Annotated in this window: 14 protein-coding genes and 2 pseudogenes; 6 read left to right on the top strand and 10 right to left on the bottom strand. The window is 65.5% G+C overall.

Features of this window, described 5'->3' with window-relative positions:
- Positions 1–397: 397 nt before the first annotated feature.
- From AB4Z44_RS01180 to AB4Z44_RS01170, 3 genes are read right to left on the bottom strand one after another with little or no spacing between them, the layout of a single operon-like run.
- Positions 398–790, bottom strand: coding sequence for a nuclear transport factor 2 family protein (locus AB4Z44_RS01180; RefSeq protein WP_404712264.1), 393 nt, complete (start codon positions 788–790; stop codon positions 398–400).
- A 27-nt stretch (positions 791–817) separates the two neighbouring features.
- Positions 818–1132 carry a hypothetical protein gene (locus AB4Z44_RS01175; RefSeq protein ID WP_404712263.1) on the bottom strand — a complete coding sequence of 105 codons (315 nt, stop codon included), beginning with the start codon at positions 1130–1132 and terminating at the stop codon, positions 818–820.
- A gap of 48 nt (positions 1133–1180) precedes the next feature.
- On the bottom strand, positions 1181–1933 hold the full coding sequence (locus AB4Z44_RS01170) for a dienelactone hydrolase family protein (protein ID WP_404712262.1): 753 nt from the start codon (positions 1931–1933) through the stop codon (positions 1181–1183).
- 122 nt (positions 1934–2055) lie between these two features.
- On the opposite strand from AB4Z44_RS01170, the gene AB4Z44_RS01165 reads away from it, so the two are divergent.
- A complete protein-coding gene (locus AB4Z44_RS01165) occupies positions 2056–2946 on the top strand; it encodes a glyoxalase (RefSeq protein WP_404712261.1) in 891 nt (296 codons plus the stop codon).
- Positions 2947–3062: 116 nt separating this feature from the next.
- On the opposite strand, the pseudogene AB4Z44_RS01160 reads toward AB4Z44_RS01165, so the two are convergent.
- Both AB4Z44_RS01160 and AB4Z44_RS01155 read right to left on the bottom strand, forming a co-directional pair.
- Positions 3063–3167: pseudogene (locus tag AB4Z44_RS01160) on the bottom strand (PEPxxWA-CTERM sorting domain-containing protein); the annotation flags it as partial.
- A 135-nt stretch (positions 3168–3302) separates the two neighbouring features.
- A pseudogene (locus AB4Z44_RS01155) lies at positions 3303–4262 on the bottom strand (NF038122 family metalloprotease); the annotation flags it as partial.
- A 166-nt stretch (positions 4263–4428) separates the two neighbouring features.
- Here AB4Z44_RS01155 and AB4Z44_RS01150 point away from each other — a divergent pair.
- Genes AB4Z44_RS01150 through AB4Z44_RS01140 form a run of 3 tightly spaced genes read left to right on the top strand, consistent with a single transcriptional unit; the run spans position 4429 to position 7628 of the window.
- The gene (locus AB4Z44_RS01150) at positions 4429–5895 is read left to right on the top strand and encodes a sulfotransferase (protein WP_404712260.1); all 1467 of its coding nucleotides are present in this window, start codon (positions 4429–4431) and stop codon (positions 5893–5895) included.
- Between the two features lie 45 nt (positions 5896–5940).
- Positions 5941–7377: an MFS transporter gene (locus AB4Z44_RS01145; protein ID WP_404712259.1), complete on the top strand. Its 1437-nt coding sequence runs from the start codon at positions 5941–5943 to the stop codon at positions 7375–7377.
- Between the two features lie 50 nt (positions 7378–7427).
- Positions 7428–7628, top strand: coding sequence for a hypothetical protein (locus AB4Z44_RS01140; RefSeq protein ID WP_404712258.1), 201 nt, complete (start codon positions 7428–7430; stop codon positions 7626–7628).
- 17 nt (positions 7629–7645) lie between these two features.
- Here the strand turns inward: AB4Z44_RS01140 and AB4Z44_RS01135 are convergent, their stop codons facing one another.
- On the bottom strand, positions 7646–9034 hold the full coding sequence (locus AB4Z44_RS01135; protein WP_404712257.1) for a hypothetical protein: 1389 nt from the start codon (positions 9032–9034) through the stop codon (positions 7646–7648).
- Between the two features lie 171 nt (positions 9035–9205).
- Positions 9206–10561, bottom strand: coding sequence for a spinster family MFS transporter (locus AB4Z44_RS01130; protein WP_404712256.1), 1356 nt, complete (start codon positions 10559–10561; stop codon positions 9206–9208).
- A 309-nt stretch (positions 10562–10870) separates the two neighbouring features.
- On the opposite strand from AB4Z44_RS01130, the gene AB4Z44_RS01125 reads away from it, so the two are divergent.
- Positions 10871–13099, top strand: coding sequence for a hypothetical protein (locus AB4Z44_RS01125; protein ID WP_404712255.1), 2229 nt, complete (start codon positions 10871–10873; stop codon positions 13097–13099).
- Between the two features lie 156 nt (positions 13100–13255).
- On the opposite strand, the gene AB4Z44_RS01120 is transcribed toward AB4Z44_RS01125, so the two are convergent.
- Together AB4Z44_RS01120 and AB4Z44_RS01115 are read right to left on the bottom strand one after the other, a co-directional pair.
- Positions 13256–13486, bottom strand: coding sequence for a hypothetical protein (locus AB4Z44_RS01120; protein WP_404712254.1), 231 nt, complete (start codon positions 13484–13486; stop codon positions 13256–13258).
- Positions 13487–13620: 134 nt separating this feature from the next.
- The gene (locus AB4Z44_RS01115; protein ID WP_404712253.1) at positions 13621–13935 is read right to left on the bottom strand and encodes a hypothetical protein; all 315 of its coding nucleotides are present in this window, start codon (positions 13933–13935) and stop codon (positions 13621–13623) included.
- 175 nt (positions 13936–14110) lie between these two features.
- On the opposite strand from AB4Z44_RS01115, the gene AB4Z44_RS01110 reads away from it, so the two are divergent.
- On the top strand, positions 14111–14833 hold the full coding sequence (locus AB4Z44_RS01110; RefSeq protein ID WP_404712252.1) for a Crp/Fnr family transcriptional regulator: 723 nt from the start codon (positions 14111–14113) through the stop codon (positions 14831–14833).
- A gap of 126 nt (positions 14834–14959) precedes the next feature.
- On the opposite strand, the gene AB4Z44_RS01105 is transcribed toward AB4Z44_RS01110, so the two are convergent.
- The gene (locus AB4Z44_RS01105; RefSeq protein WP_404712251.1) at positions 14960–15568 is read right to left on the bottom strand and encodes a hypothetical protein; all 609 of its coding nucleotides are present in this window, start codon (positions 15566–15568) and stop codon (positions 14960–14962) included.
- Between the last annotated feature and the right edge of the window lie 174 nt (positions 15569–15742).

Below are 15742 nucleotides of genomic sequence, written 5' to 3'. Positions count from 1 at the left end.
ATAAGCGCCCGTGGCATCGGCCCTCGCCGGGCTTGGGCATGATGCCCGCTGCGATGGCCGCACCATAGGCTTGCGCGATGAAGTCCATCATTTCGTTCGACGAACTGGAAGCCGCCGCAAATGCGGGCTGCTCATGCGTCCCGCGCGCCACGGCTTTCATCTTTCCGGTCAAGGCCGGGGATCGAAGGAAAGCGCCGGCAAATCCGATTCCGATGCACCCAATCCTAATGCACCCGGCTAGCGCCAGCCCCCCGACCTTTGCCGCAGCCCCGATATGGTCGCTCCTATTCATCGACGAGGTGCAATCGAAGTCGCTCATAATCCTGCCGAAGCTCAGGGGAGAAACCAGCTTCCTCCAGTTCGTCCCCGAGGGCGAACAATCCCGACACGCCCGCCGCTATCGCGCGCTGCCGCCGGCCAGTTCGACCAGATGCGCGCGTGAGAGGCCCGGGGCGAATCGATCGCCGAAATATTGCGTCTCGGCAGCCACCAGCCCGTCGCGAAACTCCATGATACTCACCACATATGACGGGATATCGTCATAAGTCAGGACATATTCTGTGATCCACAGATCGCCAGCGCCAATGATCCGCCGGATCGTGAAACGCTTCCGGTTCGGCTGGAGATAGCGGCTTTCCTGAATGTTGGCCCGCCCCCGGATACGCTCCCCCGATTGCGGATATTCGAGCACCGCGTCCGCATGATAGATTTCATGCTCGATCTCGAAATCGCCCGCGTCCGAAGCTTCCCAATGACGCTTCAACGCGGCCCTTATGGCTTGATCATCCATTTCAACCTCCGACGGCGTACCGTGCCGTCAACGGCGCCTGATGCGAAGGTCGATCTCGGCTCCGGGAAACTCATGTGCGATGTGATCGACCCACTCCATCGCAGCCTTCAACCCGGAAGAAGCAATCGGCCCGGAAGGCTCACAAGCCTTGGCCTTCAGCGCCCATTGCTCTTCGGTGGGAAGCCAGGGCGTTCTCACGCACGTCGCATATTTCTGGCCGACAGCCACATCCTTTCCGGACAGCCCCTTTACTTTCAAAATGAGCTGCGAAGGCGGCGTATGATCAGCGTAAGCCGGTATAGCGATCAGAATAGTTGTGAGAACGAGCGCCACCTTGACCATAGTATCTCGCAAATCCGCCAGTTCTGGGCCACCCTTCTGCCTGTCCGATTACGCCGCCCCATAAAGCGCGCGCTGGAACAGGCTCAGCGTCCACCCCATCGCCTGCAGGAACAGCGCAGGATCATAGCGCGGCCCCTCGTCGCGCAGGAAAGCGTGCTGGGCATTCACCTCGTGCCACTCATAGGATGCACCGACTTTCTCCAGCCGCGCGCGGATCGCCTCGCGTCCCGCAAACGGCACATGCGGGTCCTGTCGCCCCCAGACGAACATCGTCTGCGCCTTCAACTCCGCCATGCGCGCGAGGCTGTCGTCCGCCTTGCCCGCGCCCAAAGTGCCCGAATGGATATCGGTCGCGTAGAAACAGGCCGCCGCCGCCACCCGCGGATCGAGCGCCGCGCGGAAGGCGAGATGGCCGCCGAGGCAGACGCCCATCGTCGCGAGCTTGCCGGTGCAGGCCTCATGCCCGGCGAGGAATGCCAGCCCGGCACGCGCATCAGCATCGAACGCCGCGACCGGCTTGGTGACCTTCAGGAGATTGCCGCGATCGGTGCCGGCCTGATCATAATGGAGCACCGTGCCTGCCGGCTCATAGTCATGGTAGACCTCGGGCACGCCGACGACATAGCCCTGCCCCGCAATCATTGCCGCCAGCCGCCGGATCGGATCGGTCACCTGATAGATTTCAGAGAAGAACAGCACGCCCGGGAAGCGTCCTGCCACCGCCGGCCGGAACAGATGGATCCGCATGACGCCGCCATCCGCCATCGGCAGGTCCGCAATTTCGTCGGTGCGAATGATCAAGGCGGGTCTCCCGAAACTGGGCCATCGCGGCGGGCGTCGCAGCGCCTTATCGCATCCGCGCTACCCCGACGCGAGAGATCATGCTCTGAAATGGGATCGGCTCCACCTGAAGGACATCGTTCATGAAGCGTCTCGGCATCCTCATCGCCGGCCTGACCCTATCCCCAGCCGCGATCGCGCAGCCGACGCCCTCCGGCAGCGTCGATTATGCGGTGGGCGCCCAATATGATTCGACCCATGTCTATGTGGCCGAGGCCGATTTCGATCGCTTCGTCGCCAGCTTCGTCGCGACGTTCGGCGGCACGACATCGAAGCGCGGCATCTTCCAGGTCACACCGACGCCCAGCCAGACGATCTCGCAGATCGCGCTGACGCCGGTCGGCATCGTTTCGGTCTTCGGCTTCAAGACCCCGATCCCCTATCCGTTCGGCGACGAGCGGACCGGCTATCTCGTCACCGATCTCGATCAGGCCGTGCTGGCCGCGCGGCATGCCGGGGCGACGCGGCTGGTCGAAACCTTCCCCGATCCGATCGGGCGCGACGTGCTGGTGCAATGGCCGGGCGGCGTGGCCATGCAATTCTACTGGCACACGACCAAGCCGAGCTATGCGCCGCTCGCGACCGTACCCGAGAACCGCATCTATCTGACCGCCGACGCAGCCGATCGCTTCATCGCGGCATGGCAGGCGTTCAGCCACGCCACCATCGTCTCGGACGTGGCGGCGGCGCCGGGCGACGAGATCGGCAGGCCGGGAACCACCTATCGCCGCATCCGGCTGACATCGGGCTATGGCAAGATGTCGGTGGCGGTGAGCGATGGCGCGCTGCCCTGGCCTTATGGCCGCGATATCACCGGCTATGAGGTCGCCGATCTCGATGCCACGTTGGCGAAAGCGGAGTCCGCGGGCGCCGCCGTGCTCGTACCTGCCAAGGCTTCGGGCGATCGGCGGGCCGCGATCGTGCAGTTTCCGGGCGGCTACATCGCCGAGATCCACAGCCTCGGCGCGAAATGACGCGATGACGGGCCTTCCCCGCAAGCCCCCTGGCGAGGCGGGCCGGCGAATGCCGCTCGAAATCGATATGGGATGGCCATGCGATCCGGGTGCGGCCACCCGGATCGCATGCGCATTCAGGCCGCGAAGGTTACCCGCAGGGTGGTGCGGCGACGCATCGCACCACCGATCAGGCCGAAGCCGGCCACCATCATCGCCCAGCTTGCCGGCTCGGGCACGATGCCGCCGAAGGCGGTGAAGATACCGGCCGTGGTCTGGCGATAGCCGCCATTGTTGGCGAGCGCGTCGACGCTGAGGTTCCAGCCCATCGCATCGAACGCCGCGAGATCGAGACCGGTGATGGTGCCCATCTGGCCATAGCAGAAGGTGGGATCCATGATCCCGTTGCCGGTCGCGCAGCCCGGCGTATCCTGCCAGTGCGACGCCTGGTCGCCATCGCCATTGTAGGAGCCGGTCGCGAACTTGTTGCCGAACAGGGCCGTGGCGCCGCCATCGACCGAGAAATATTTGGTGCCGCCGACCGACAGATCGAGCGACGGGCCGGTACCCGGCGCGATGCCCGTCGGATCAGTGCTGTAGCGGAACATGTCGAGCGCCGAATAGATCGACGTGTCGTTCAGGCTGTAGCCGAGGCTGCCTTTGCCCGGGCCGTTCGGATCGCCGTAATAATCGAGATAGTCGACACCCGACACGAAGCCGAGCGCATGGCCGATCTCATGCACGGCGACGCCGATGAAATCGATCGTGGCGGCATGGATGCCATTGGTCGGGTTGAAATCGAACGCATAATCGCTGCTGAACGTGACCGACCCGTCGAGCGCGCTGGGTGCGCTGAGCGAACCGCCGATCGCCTTGACCACCGAAGAGTTCAGAAAGAGCGTTTGGCCGCTCCGATCGGCGGCATTGTTGTAGACCAGCTTGCTGGTATCGTCATTGCCGGCGGCATCGACCCCGTTGGTGATGAAGCTGGCCTTGCCCCCGGTCAAAGTCGGCAGGACGATATTCTGATCGAGCGTCGAACTGCTCTTGGTCGCGTTGACGCGGGTTTCCCAGTTGGCGACCGAATAATCGACCTGGCGGCTACCGGTGGACGCGAGGACGCGGGGTGGAAGCGACGAGAAACCGACGCCGAGGTTGATCGTGACGTTGTTCGTCAGCACCGAACCCCAATAATCCGCAGCGAGTGTGAAGCCCTGCTGTGCCGGAGAACCGGCGACGCCGCCAAGATCAAACAGGTTGATGGTGGCCGCTTCGGCCGAGCCCGCCGCGAGCGCCAGAGCCGCCGCGTTGCAGTACAAAAAGGTCTTGAGCAGCATTGTTCCCCAAATCTCTGCGCCACAGCAGTACTATTTGTTAATCCTGTCTTAAGGTTTATGGCCTGTCAACGCTTCCTGGGCGATGCCGCTTCGGCCATCATCTCCGATAAGCGACGCCTCTGGATCGGACCTGCTATTGCCTACGGAAACGGACCGATCAGCATCGATGGCGATCATGGACAATGCGGCGGTGGCCGGATGGATGGCGCAGCTGAAGAGCGCGCTCGCCCGCCGCGATCGCGCCGAGATCAACCGGATCGTTGCCGCCCTGCTCGACGGGAAGGCCCGGCTCGGCGAGCAATGGCGATCGCTCTCGCAGCTCATGCAGGTAAGCGGCGAACTGACGCTGGCCCACCGGGCGATCGACGCGTTCGTCGCGGGGGCGGGCAACCGGCCGCAGGCGCATTATGCCAAGGTGGTCCTGCTGACCCAATCCGGACGGTTGCGGGAGGCGCACGACCTGCTGGCGAAACTGCCCGCCGACGTGCCCGATCGCGCCGGCCATGCCTATGTCCTCGGCAATACGGCGATGACGCTGGGGCGGGTCGATGAAGCGCGCGATCATCTGCTGACCGCGCTCGAACATCGGCCCGGCTGGGGGCCGGCCTGGCTTTCGCTAGCGACGACGGTCAATCTGGCCAAGGACGCGATCGGCGATCGGATGCTGGCCGAGGGCGCTGCCGCCGAACGCCAGGGCGCCGCCGATCTGGCGCGCTATTGCTATGCGCTGGGCAAGCTGCATGCCGATCGTGGCGATCCCGCCGCCACCGCCGCCGCGTTCGCCCGGGGCGCCGCATTGTTGCGATCGGAGACGCCGTACAGCCGCGCCGGCAACAGCAGGAATGCGCAATCGGCGATGACCGGCTGGTCCCCCGCCTTGCTCGGGCGGATGCGCGAAGGCCGTGTCCGCGAAACCGGCCGCCCGATCTTCGTCACCGGCCTCCCCCGATCGGGTACCACGCTGGTAGAGCATATCCTCGCCAGCCACAGCGCCGTCCAGGACGGGGGTGAACTCAACATCATCCAGCATATCGCGGTCGCCGCCGGCGGCGTCTCCGGCCATGATCTCGAACGCTATATCGCTGGTGGCGGCAGCCCAGACCGATTGGCCGAACTCTACCTCCACCTCCTCGCCGAGCGTCATCCCGGCACCGGCCGCGTGGTCGACAAGACAATCGACGTCAGCCGCTGCATGGGGCTGATCGCCGCGGCGCTGCCCGATGCGCCCCTGATCTGGATGCGGCGCGATCCGCTCGACAATGCCTGGTCGTGCTTTCGCACCTTCTTCATCCACGGCGTCGCGTGGAGCTACAGCCTGACCGACATCGCCCATCACTTCCGGCTGGAGGATGCGATGATGGCGCACTGGAAGGCGCAGCTCGGCGATCGGTTGCTGATCGTGCCTTATGCCGAGCTGGTCGAGGAGCCGGCGCTGTGGACCGCCCGCCTGCTGGCGCATTGCGGCCTCGCCGACGAAGCGGCAGCCTATACGCCGCACCTCACCGAGCGCACGGTGACCACCGCGAGCGCGCTTCAGGTGCGGCGTCCGATCAATCGCGACGGGCTCGGCGTCGCCGAACCCTATCGCGCCTTCATGCAGCCGTTCATCGATGCCTATGCGAACGGCGACTGACCGGCAGAGTTGATTGCTGCCTGCGCTAATGGTTATCGCGTTAAGGTGACCAGCCCCATCGACCCCGACATCAAGGCCGCGCGTGTGACCGCCATCGTGCTGGCGGCGGCGATGTTCATGGTCGGGCTCGACAGCACGGTGCTGGTGACCGCCCTGCCGCGCATGGCGCGCGATTTCGGGGTGCCACCGACCTCGCTCAGCAGCTCGATCACGATCTATCTGCTGGTTTCGACCGCCTTGATGCCGATGAGCAGCTGGATCGGGCAGCAATTCGGCCCAAGGCGCATCTTCGCCGGCGCGATCGTCGGCTTCACGCTCGCCTCGATCGGTTGCGGTCTCGCGCCCAGCCTGCCCGCGCTCCTGATTGCGCGCGCGCTGCAGGCGGCGTTCGCAAGCATGATGGTGCCGGTCGGCAATCTGGTCCTGCTCAAGATCACCCCGAAATCGTATCTCGTCGCGGCGATGGCGATCAGCTCGACCCCGTCGTTGATCGCGCCGGTCGTCGGTCCGCCGATCGGGGGCTTCATCACCACCGTCCTCGATTGGCCGTGGGTATTCTTCATCAACGCTCCGATCGGGCTGATCGGCGTGATCGCGGCGCGGCGCTATATTCCGAGGCTGCCCGCCGCGCCGCGCATACCGTTCGATTTCCGCGGCTTTGCGATCACCGCCTGCGCGCTGTGCGCGTTGATCGTCGGGCTCGATCGGCTCGGCGGCCATGGCGCGGACTGGCGCGTAGGCGGCGCGATCCTCGCGCTGGGCGTGGTCCTCACGCTGCTGGCCGGCCGCCATGCGCGGCGCGCGGCGCATCCGATCGTGCCGCTCGGCCCGATGCGCCATCCCTGCTTCTTCACCGCGACGATCGGCGCGGGCACCTTCGTGCGGATCGCCTTCACCGCGCACGGCTTCGTCCTGCCGCTGATGCTTCAGATCGGGCTGGGGCTCAGCCCGTTTCAGGCCGGGCTGTTGCTGCTCGCGACCAACGGCGGCGATCTCGTGCTCAAGCCGGTGTGCGGCAAGGCGCTGCGGCGCTGGGGGTTCCGATCGATGCTGGTGAGCGGCGCCGTGCTGTTGGCGGGATCGCTGGCGGCGTGCGCACTGCTCGGCCCGGCGATCCCGTTCGCCGGCCTGTTCGCGATCCTGTTCGTGGTCGGCATGTGCCGATCGACCCTGTTCACCGCGCTGATGACCTTGCGCTTCGCCGATATGCCGCCGGCCGAACTGGGCGGCGCGCAGGTGCTGGGCAACCTGGTCAATTCGATGGGTCAGGCCACCGCCATCTCGGGGGCGGCGCTGCTGCTCAACCTGCTGAGCCCTGGTTTGCATGCGCCCGATCTCGGCGCGTTCCGGATTGCGATGCTGGTGCTGGCGGCGATCGCCGCGGCCGGCGCGCCATTATTCGCGCGGCTGTCGCGCAACGCCGGGGCGGAGGTGACCGGCCGGATCGTGGTCGAGAGCGATGCGATGGGGCAGATGGAATAGTCTTGGACGCACTCTCCCGAGGGGAAAGGTTTCAGGACGGCTTCAGATAGATGGCCCGTCCGCACGCCGCGCAGCACAGATCCTCGGTCGGCACCGGCAGCGGCTCGGCCGGCTCGCTCGACCCCGCACAGCACGCGCACGAGGACGATCCCGTCATCGCGTCGAACTGGTCGAGCATCGCATCGGTCCACAGCGCGCTGCAGAACGGGCAGGATGGCCGGCTGATGTCGGCGTGGGTGTGGGTGGAATGATCGTTCATGAGCACCCTCTACCCCAATTCCGCCCGCCGCGAGATGACATAGGTCTCGTTGTTGAACCACAGCCCGCCATGCTGCCGCAGCGCCGATCGGGTGACATCCAGATAATCGTCGCGGTTCATCACCGCGGCCAGCCGGCGGTCTTCGATCTGCGCGACGTAGCTCGCCGCATTCCATGCCGCGATCAGAGTCGAGGTGCCGATCTCGCCCTTGGGATCGATCTCGGTCGAGAGCGTGTGGATGTGATAGCGGAACAGGGATTCGGCATCGGTGAGGTGGTGGAAGCGATAGGCGAGCGCCGACGGCCCCAGCGCGCGCTTGACCTCGTCCATCAATTCGGCGCGGCCGGTGGTAAAAGGGTCTTCACCCGGCCACACCGATCGGATGATCTCCATTCCCGGATCGGATCCGTGCGAATGGACCCCCATCAGCCGCCCGTTGGGCCGTAGCGCGCGCACGATCGGCGCGACGACCCGGCGCGCCTTGAAATCGATCGGCGCCCGCGCGCGATAGGGCTGCGACAGCAGCGCGAAATCGAACTCCGCGCGCGCCAGGCCGCGCCGCGGCAGCACCGAATCCAGCACGAACTGATTGTCGCGCCGATAGATCACCAGCACCGCCGGGGTCTTGTTGACCGGATGCCCGGTGCGGCTGCTGACCTCGACCTGCCAATTCTGCTCGAGGAAGGGCTGGAGGCCGGCGATCGCCTCCTCGAAATCGCCCGCGGTCGATCCCTCGAGCGCCACCTCGTGCCACACCATCTGGCTCGCCGCGATCGGCGAATCCGGGCGCAGCCACGGCGCCTCGGTATAAGGCAGGTTGGTGACGACCAGCACGGTCGCCGGATGCTCCTGGAAGCGATCGGGCATCTTCTCCAGCATCAGCCGGACATTCTCGATGCTGATCTCCTTGGCGACCGCGTAGAAGGGGAGCCACGGATAGCGCCGGTGCGCGCCGCGCAGCAGCCGGGCGAAGGCGGTGCCGTCGCCGGTGCCGCCGTCGAACAGGCGGATCGCCGGCGGCTGCGGCTGGGTCAGCATCAATTGCTCGAGCGCGCGATCGGCGATGATCTGCTTCTCGCACGACGTGTTGACGAACATCAGATATTTCTGACGATTGTCGTAGAAGCGGAAATTATGTTCGGGCGGCAGATCGCGATCGCGCCGGATCAGCGAGCGCAGGCTGCGCTCCGATGGCCCGCCCTGCTCGGCGATGAAGCGGTGGACCCGATCGACCGTCTGCAAGGTCACCTTCCCGCCCTGCTGGAGCCGGTTGACGAACTTGCCGTCATTCACCGCCAGCCGGCCGAAGGTGGTCTGCGCGATGCGCAGGCGGCGGCAGGCGTCGTCGATCTGCGCGAGCAGCACGTCCGCGTCGGTCATGCCGGCGTCGGCCATCACCGCCACCGCATCGGCACGCAGCCGCCCTTCAGGACCAGATCCCTCATCACTCTCCCCTCGATCCGGTTTGGCGCAGGCCCCGGGGTTTTCCCCGATCGCCGGCTACGGATTCGGCGCCAATCCTATCAACTCGTTCAGCTTTGGCTACGGAGAAGCGCAAAGCCCGCCGCATCAGTCGATCCAGCCGCGCTCGGCGCGGGCACAGGCACGGGCATAGGGCTTGAGCCCCTGCCACGTGATCAGGATCGCGATCGCACCCATGGTGGCGGCATTGAGCGCGATCGAGTATCCCAGCTTGGTCGGATCGCGGAACACATAATCGGTGAACAGGGCCACGATCAGCGGGCTCAGCGCGAAGGCGACGACGTTGGTGCTGAACTGGCTGAGCGAGCTGATCTGCGCCCGGATGCGCGGCGGTGCGACGATCTGGATCGCGGCGAAACCCGGCCCCATCCCGATCGTGCCGAGAAAGATCGCGCATGCATTGCACGCGAGCACCAGCCAGGGATTGGGCAACAGGGGCGAGAGCGTCCACAAGGGCACCGACGCGATCAGTCCATAAAGGACGATCCGCAGATTGGCGTCGGGGCGGCCTTGCTTGGTCCAATATTCGGAGATCTTGCCGCCGACGATCGTCGCGAGCGGCGAGACCACCAAAGTCATCCCGCCGGTGACCATGCCGACGGTCGACAATTCCCAGTGGAAGCGGCGGTGGAAGAAGGTCGCGCCCCAGGTCGCCTGCCCTGCCGCGAGCAATATCTTCATCCCCGCTCCGCCGATCGCCGCCAGCCAGGTGCGCCAATCGTCACGGAGCACGCGCAGCACCTGCTTGACCGGCACCGGCGCCGGCCGGCCCGCACCGACCCCGCGCCGCGCAGGCTCGTGCGTCGTCATGACCATGAACGCCCAGAGGAAGCCCGGCAGCCCGACGACGATGAACACCCATTGCCACGGCCGGATGATCCCGATCATCGGCACCGCCATCGGTGGCACATGCCGGACCAAAGCGAGGATGGCGCCGCCACAGAATTGCGCGAGCCCGATGCCCAGCATCGCCCCGATCGCAAGCACGCCGACCCCGAACGCCACCTTTTCACGCGGGAAGCTATCCGCCACGATCGACCAGCTCGCCGGGCCATAACCGGATTCGCCGATACCGATCCCGAGCCGCGATGCGATCAGCCCCGCATAATTTTGCGCGAGCCCCCCCGTCATCGTGCAGAAGCCCCACACGCCGATGCTGATCGCGATGAGATTGCGCCGGTTCCAGCTATCGGCGATGCGCGCGATCGGGATGCCGGCAATGCCGTAGGTGATCGAGAATGCCGCCCCGATCAGGAAGGCGACTTCGGTATCGGTCAGCGCGAAATCATGTTTGATCGGGTCGATCAGCAGCGCCATCACGGTGCGATCGAGGGTGGAGAACATCACCACCACGGTGAGAACGGCGAGCGAATAATAAGCCTGTCGCCGGGATGGGAGCGGCGGATCGGTGATCGTCGCCTGCGCAGGATTTGGCCCACTCACATCATTCTCCCTCTCGATCGGCTTTTTTATCTGGGTGCCGTCGATTGCAGGGCGCATGCCCCATCGTTCGAGAGGTGCCACGCCGATCGGCCCGACGCTTAGCCCGGACGGAAGTGCGTGCTGCATCTGACGGATGGGGCGCGGGATCGACCTAAGGTTGACGAACCATCACCTGCCGCGGCTTGCCAATCCGCCCGCCGCCTGACAACGCGCTATAAAAGCGGCATTTCCGTTACATGCGGCGCTCTGGTCGTCCTGTACGGGCGATGGCTCGCCGCTTCATCGAATTGGGTCGGAAGAGGGGAAGCCTTGGCACGGGTGGGTTACGTGGGACGTGCTGGCGTCTTGGCCTGCCTCGCGGCGGCCACCTTGGTCGGAGGGCTCGATCCCGCCGCGGCGACCAAACGCTACCAGGATCGGGTCACGATCGATTGGCGGACACCCACCAGCACCTTCCGCCCCGCCGACGTTTTCGGCATCGCGGTCGATGGCGGACCGGAGGCGCAGGTCAGCCGGCTGTTCCTGCCCGCCAATCGCAAGGCGCTGCGCGACCTGGGTGGGCTGCGGACCTCATATCGGCTGCGCACCGAGCTCGGAATCGAAGCCTGGCATTGGAGTTCGCATGGCCGCTGGAGCGATATGGCGCACCAGCAAGGGTATTGGACAGGCGATCCCAAGGCCGCGGTGGATCGTATCGGCTTCGGCTACAGGCTTGCGCGGCGCGGCGACACGCATGACGAGGCCAATGACGATGGCTATTCGCGCCTGGACGACGGCGATGCGGCGACCTTCTGGAAGAGCAATCCCTATCTCGACGCGCGCTTCACCGGCATTGCCGGGGATCACCGGGATTGGTTGATCGCCGAATGGCCCGAGCCCCGGCCGATCGACGCCATCACGATCCATTGGGCCGATCCCTATGCCGTCCGCTTCGAGGTCCAATATTGGATCGGACGCGATGAATATAGCGGGCACTGGGCCGCGTTTCCGCGGGGCGTCGTCAGCGAAGGCCGGGGCGGGGTAACGACCCTGCGGCTGGCCGACGCCCCGATCAGAACGCGCTTCGTGCGTGTGCTGATGACCCGATCGTCACACACCGCGCCGGCCGGCGCGACGGACGAACGCGACGCGATCGGCTATGCCGTGGCCGAAATCGCGCTCGGGCAGCTCTCGCCGTCGGGACAGCTGGACGACGCCGTGCGTCACGGCCGCGATGCCCGGCACCAGACCGCCATGCATGTCTCGTCGACCGATCCGTGGCATCGCGCAAGCGACCGCGATCCGGACGCGGCACAACCGTCGCCGGTGGCGCTGCGGCAGGCCGGGGTCATGCCGGGCGGCCCGGTGATGCTGCCGGTGGGCATCCTCTACGATACGCCCGAGAACATGCTCGCGCTGATCGAACAGCTGGAACGCAACGGGGTGGCGCTGGATCGTGTCGAACTCGGCGAAGAACCCGACGGTCAATTGATCGGTGCCGACGATTATGGCGCGCTCTATCTCGAATTCGCCCGACTCATCCGCAGCCGGTATCCCAGGCTCGAAGTGGGCGGACCCAGCCTGGTCAACGGCGTATCCGATACCTGGCTCGACGCCGATCCCGACTCGAGCTGGACGAGCCGTTTCATCAAATATCTGAAATCGCGCGACGCGCTCGATCAGCTCGATTTCTTCTCCTACGAATATTTCCCGTTCGACAATGTGTGCGGATCCGCCGCGGCCAAACTCCGCTCGCAGACCGCACAGATGCGCGACCTTTACGCACGGCTCGAGGCCGACGGCGTCCCGAGCGACATTCCGTGGTTCATCACCGAACTCGGCTATTCGGCGTTCGGCGGGGCGCCGCTGGTGCAGATGCCCAGCGCACTGGCGACGGCGGACATATTCGGCGGCCTGCTGCAGCGTGATGCGCAGGGAATATTCGCCTACGGGATCACCCCAAGCGACCTCATCAGCGGCGAGAAACGCTGTGCCGGGCGGGGCGACCTCATGTTCTGGCTCGCCGACCGGCACGGGCGCGCATCGTGGACGATGCCGAGCCTTCGCGCGTTGAACCTGCTCACCAAGGTCTGGACCGATCCCGCAGGGGGGCCCCACCGGATTTTCCCCGTCCGCTCGATCCTGCGCGACCGGGAGGGGCGAGCGCTGGTATCGGCCTATGCGGTGCAGCGGCCGGACGCGCGCTGGAGCCTGCTGCTGGTCAACCGATCCTGGCGACGCATCCGCACCAGGATCGCGTTCGGCGATGCGCGCGCCGTGCCCGGTGGACACGTCGACGTCGCCCAATATTCGGCGGATCAGTATCGCTGGGCCGACCCGGCCGACGGAGGCCATCCTTCGCGCGATCGCACGCCAAGCCGGCACCATATCCGCGACTGGTCCGGCAGCCTGGCGCTGCCGCGATTTTCAATCAGCGTGTTGACGGGCAATTGGCGGGGTTGGGCGCCCCCGGCCATGCCCGATATCGACATCGCCGCCGCCATACCCCCCTCGCCGCGCGCAGATGACGCGAAGGATATCGACGGCACGAACGAATAATCCACTGCACCACCATGCAGGTGTCGTCCGGGAAGACTGTGTCGGAAGGCCGGCCAAGAGGCCTGAACTCCCGCCCCCCGCCGGGCTAACCGACCCCTGCCGGAGCTGTCATTACGTCTGTCGTACCGGGCAGTGACATGTCCCGGCTTGATCGGATCAGGTGGACGCGGCCGATATGGAAATCCCGACCTCAGGTTTCGCCTGCGACAGTTGCCCGGGCTCCATGTTGAAATGCTTCAGAACGACATTGCGGCGGCGGATCAGCGCCGCGTAACGCGCGGCCAGATCTCGGTGGATCCCCGCGACTGACGGATTCGGCGAACTCTCGGCGCGCGCCAGCTCCTCCCGTTCGCGGAGCTGGAAATATTCGGTGTCGAAATCATTCATGTCGCCCACCCCAAACTGAATGAGCGCCAAGTCTATCGGCAATCGGCCGGACGATGTGCAACATGGATCATGCACTGCCGGGCAAATTGCATCCGAATGGGAGCTAAAGTGCCGCCGATCCAGAGATTTCGGGATCAATCCCCGACATTGTCGATCGGACCATCCTCAATTGGCGCGTCACGTCGCAGGCTCGCGCTGATCGCCTGCAGGAGCGTCAGCGACTTCTCCATCGTCGCCGGCGAGTCGCCCAGCTCGGCCGCAATATCAGCCTTCACCTCCGCCGCCACATCGACGACCTCGACCGCGTCCTCGACGCTGAGAATCGAGCGGGCGACGAGCCCGTGAATCAAGCTCTCGACCAGCAGCATCGCGGCCTGCCCATGCGCATCGGGCTCGGGCAATCCAGCGCCGACACGCGCGGAATCATTGTCATTGACGCTGTCTGCCATGTCGCCGCTCCACGTCAGGCGAGAGCATGCTGCACTCTCAGCCGCCGGAGCCTGTGCGAAAGCCGACGATGATCTTGCCCCTAGCCGAAAAGGCGGCTGCAGACATTATCTACATCAACAATAGACAATAACTTTAAACAATATCAAATTCTCGACGCACGTGGGATCAAGGCGGATGAAAAATCGCTTCGTCGATCGGCTGCGGGGCTATTCTCCGTTAGGAACGGACGACGTAACGGCGCTTATCGCCGCGACCGCGCGGCCACGGACCTATCCGGCGCGGCGCGATCTGATCCGCGAGGGCGATCGGCCCGGGCCCGTCTTCGTCATCCTCGAGGGGTGGGCGCACCGCTACAAGATCCTGCCGAACGGTACGCGGCAGGTGCTCGCATTCCTGATGCCAGGGGATTCGTGCGATCTCCATATCGGGCTGCTCGCCGAAATGGATCACGGCATCCAGACGATCGGCCCGGCGCTCGTCGCGACGATCGACCGCGCCGAAATGGATACGATCATGGAGACCCGACCTGCCGTCGCGCGCGCCATGTATGTCGGTCAGCTGATCGACGAAGGCACGATGCGCGCGTGGATCACCAGCATGGGCCGGCGGCAAAGCATCGAACGGGTCGCCCACCTCATGTGCAAACTCTATGCGCGCGCCACCAATATCGGGCTGGCGAGCGGAACCGATCTCGAATTGCCGATCTCGCAACTGCTCCTGGCCGATGCGCTGGGCATGACCCCGGTCCACATCAACCGGGTTCTGCGCAAACTTCGCGAGAGCGGCGCGATGACGCTCAATCGCGGCAGCCTCGTCATTTCAGATCCGGCGACCCTGGTCAGGATCGCGGGTTTCGACGAAAATTATCTCCACCGGCGAATACGCAAGGCCGCCTGAGCGGGATCGTTCGGCGTAAGGCGATCGCGCCGCCGATTATCGGCCGTGGCCATTGCGCCGCATGGCCCATCGCCTTCGGGCACCGTCGAGCAGCCGCGTGCAAATCGCCCTGCCACGCCGATTGGCCTAATGGCCGTGCGCCTTCGCCGGATCGACCGCGAACATCACCGTCTGTGTCACGACCGATCGAACCGGCGCGCCGGCGCGGTCCGTCACCTGCGCGACCGGCAACATGGTCGCGACCTTGCACGCCAACGTGTCGAGGACCGGCTCGCGGCTCGGCCCGGTCACGGTGCAGGCCTCGACCTTGCCCTGCTGGTCGACGAGTTGCTCGATCTTGACCGCCTGTGGATCGCCGCGCCCCGGCAGCCGATTGACCGGCACGACGACGTCATAGGCAACGCCGTTCTGCGGCGTGCCGGTTCCCGTCGCGAAGTTGATCGCCATCGTCCAGACGCCCCAGGCCGGCTGGCCATTCTCCGTCGCGGGCGCGAACCGGCTGCGTTTCACCAGCACATCGCAGACCGGCCAATCGAAATTCCCCTGGCTCTGGTCCATCACCGGCTCGCACGCCGCCGCCCTGCCCTTCGGATCGACCACGATCGCCACCCGCCGCGGGACCCGCGCGGTCGTGCCCTGGGTGACGCCGGGATAATCTTCGGCCCCTAGCCAATGTTCGGGGCGGATCGACTGTGGCGCGGTGAAGGCCGCGGCCAGCATCCATAGCCCGATCATACGCCTGTTCCCCCCGTGTTTCGCCAGCAGATTAGGTGGCGTGTGTCGGTGTTGGCAAGCGCCGGCAGGCTGGCGCGCATGACAGCGGCCTGACCGCAAGACCCGCAACCCACAACCGCCAAGCAGGGCAAACACGCTCAAGTCGAACCGAAGGATGGCGATCATCGTCGCCTG

The organism is Sphingomonas sp. MMS24-J13, assembly GCF_044905095.1.
Classification (GTDB): Bacteria; Pseudomonadota; Alphaproteobacteria; order Sphingomonadales; family Sphingomonadaceae; genus Sphingomonas_I.
The sequence above is the reverse complement of the archived record's forward strand: the minus strand, read 5'-3'. Positions and strand labels throughout refer to the sequence as shown.

Coding starts and splice junctions, on each gene's coding strand:
- AB4Z44_RS01105 (WP_404712251.1), bottom strand. CDS start 15,568: ATGATCGGGCTATGGATGCTGGCCGCGGCCTTCACCGCGCCACAGTCG.
- AB4Z44_RS01140 (WP_404712258.1), top strand. CDS start 7,428: ATGGCCCGTCCGCACGCCGCGCAGCACAGATCCTCGGTCGGCACCGGC.
- AB4Z44_RS01115 (WP_404712253.1), bottom strand. CDS start 13,935: ATGGCAGACAGCGTCAATGACAATGATTCCGCGCGTGTCGGCGCTGGA.
- AB4Z44_RS01120 (WP_404712254.1), bottom strand. CDS start 13,486: ATGAATGATTTCGACACCGAATATTTCCAGCTCCGCGAACGGGAGGAG.
- AB4Z44_RS01175 (WP_404712263.1), bottom strand. CDS start 1,132: ATGGTCAAGGTGGCGCTCGTTCTCACAACTATTCTGATCGCTATACCG.
- AB4Z44_RS01180 (WP_404712264.1), bottom strand. CDS start 790: ATGGATGATCAAGCCATAAGGGCCGCGTTGAAGCGTCATTGGGAAGCT.
- AB4Z44_RS01110 (WP_404712252.1), top strand. CDS start 14,111: ATGAAAAATCGCTTCGTCGATCGGCTGCGGGGCTATTCTCCGTTAGGA.
- AB4Z44_RS01150 (WP_404712260.1), top strand. CDS start 4,429: ATGGCGATCATGGACAATGCGGCGGTGGCCGGATGGATGGCGCAGCTG.
- AB4Z44_RS01165 (WP_404712261.1), top strand. CDS start 2,056: ATGAAGCGTCTCGGCATCCTCATCGCCGGCCTGACCCTATCCCCAGCC.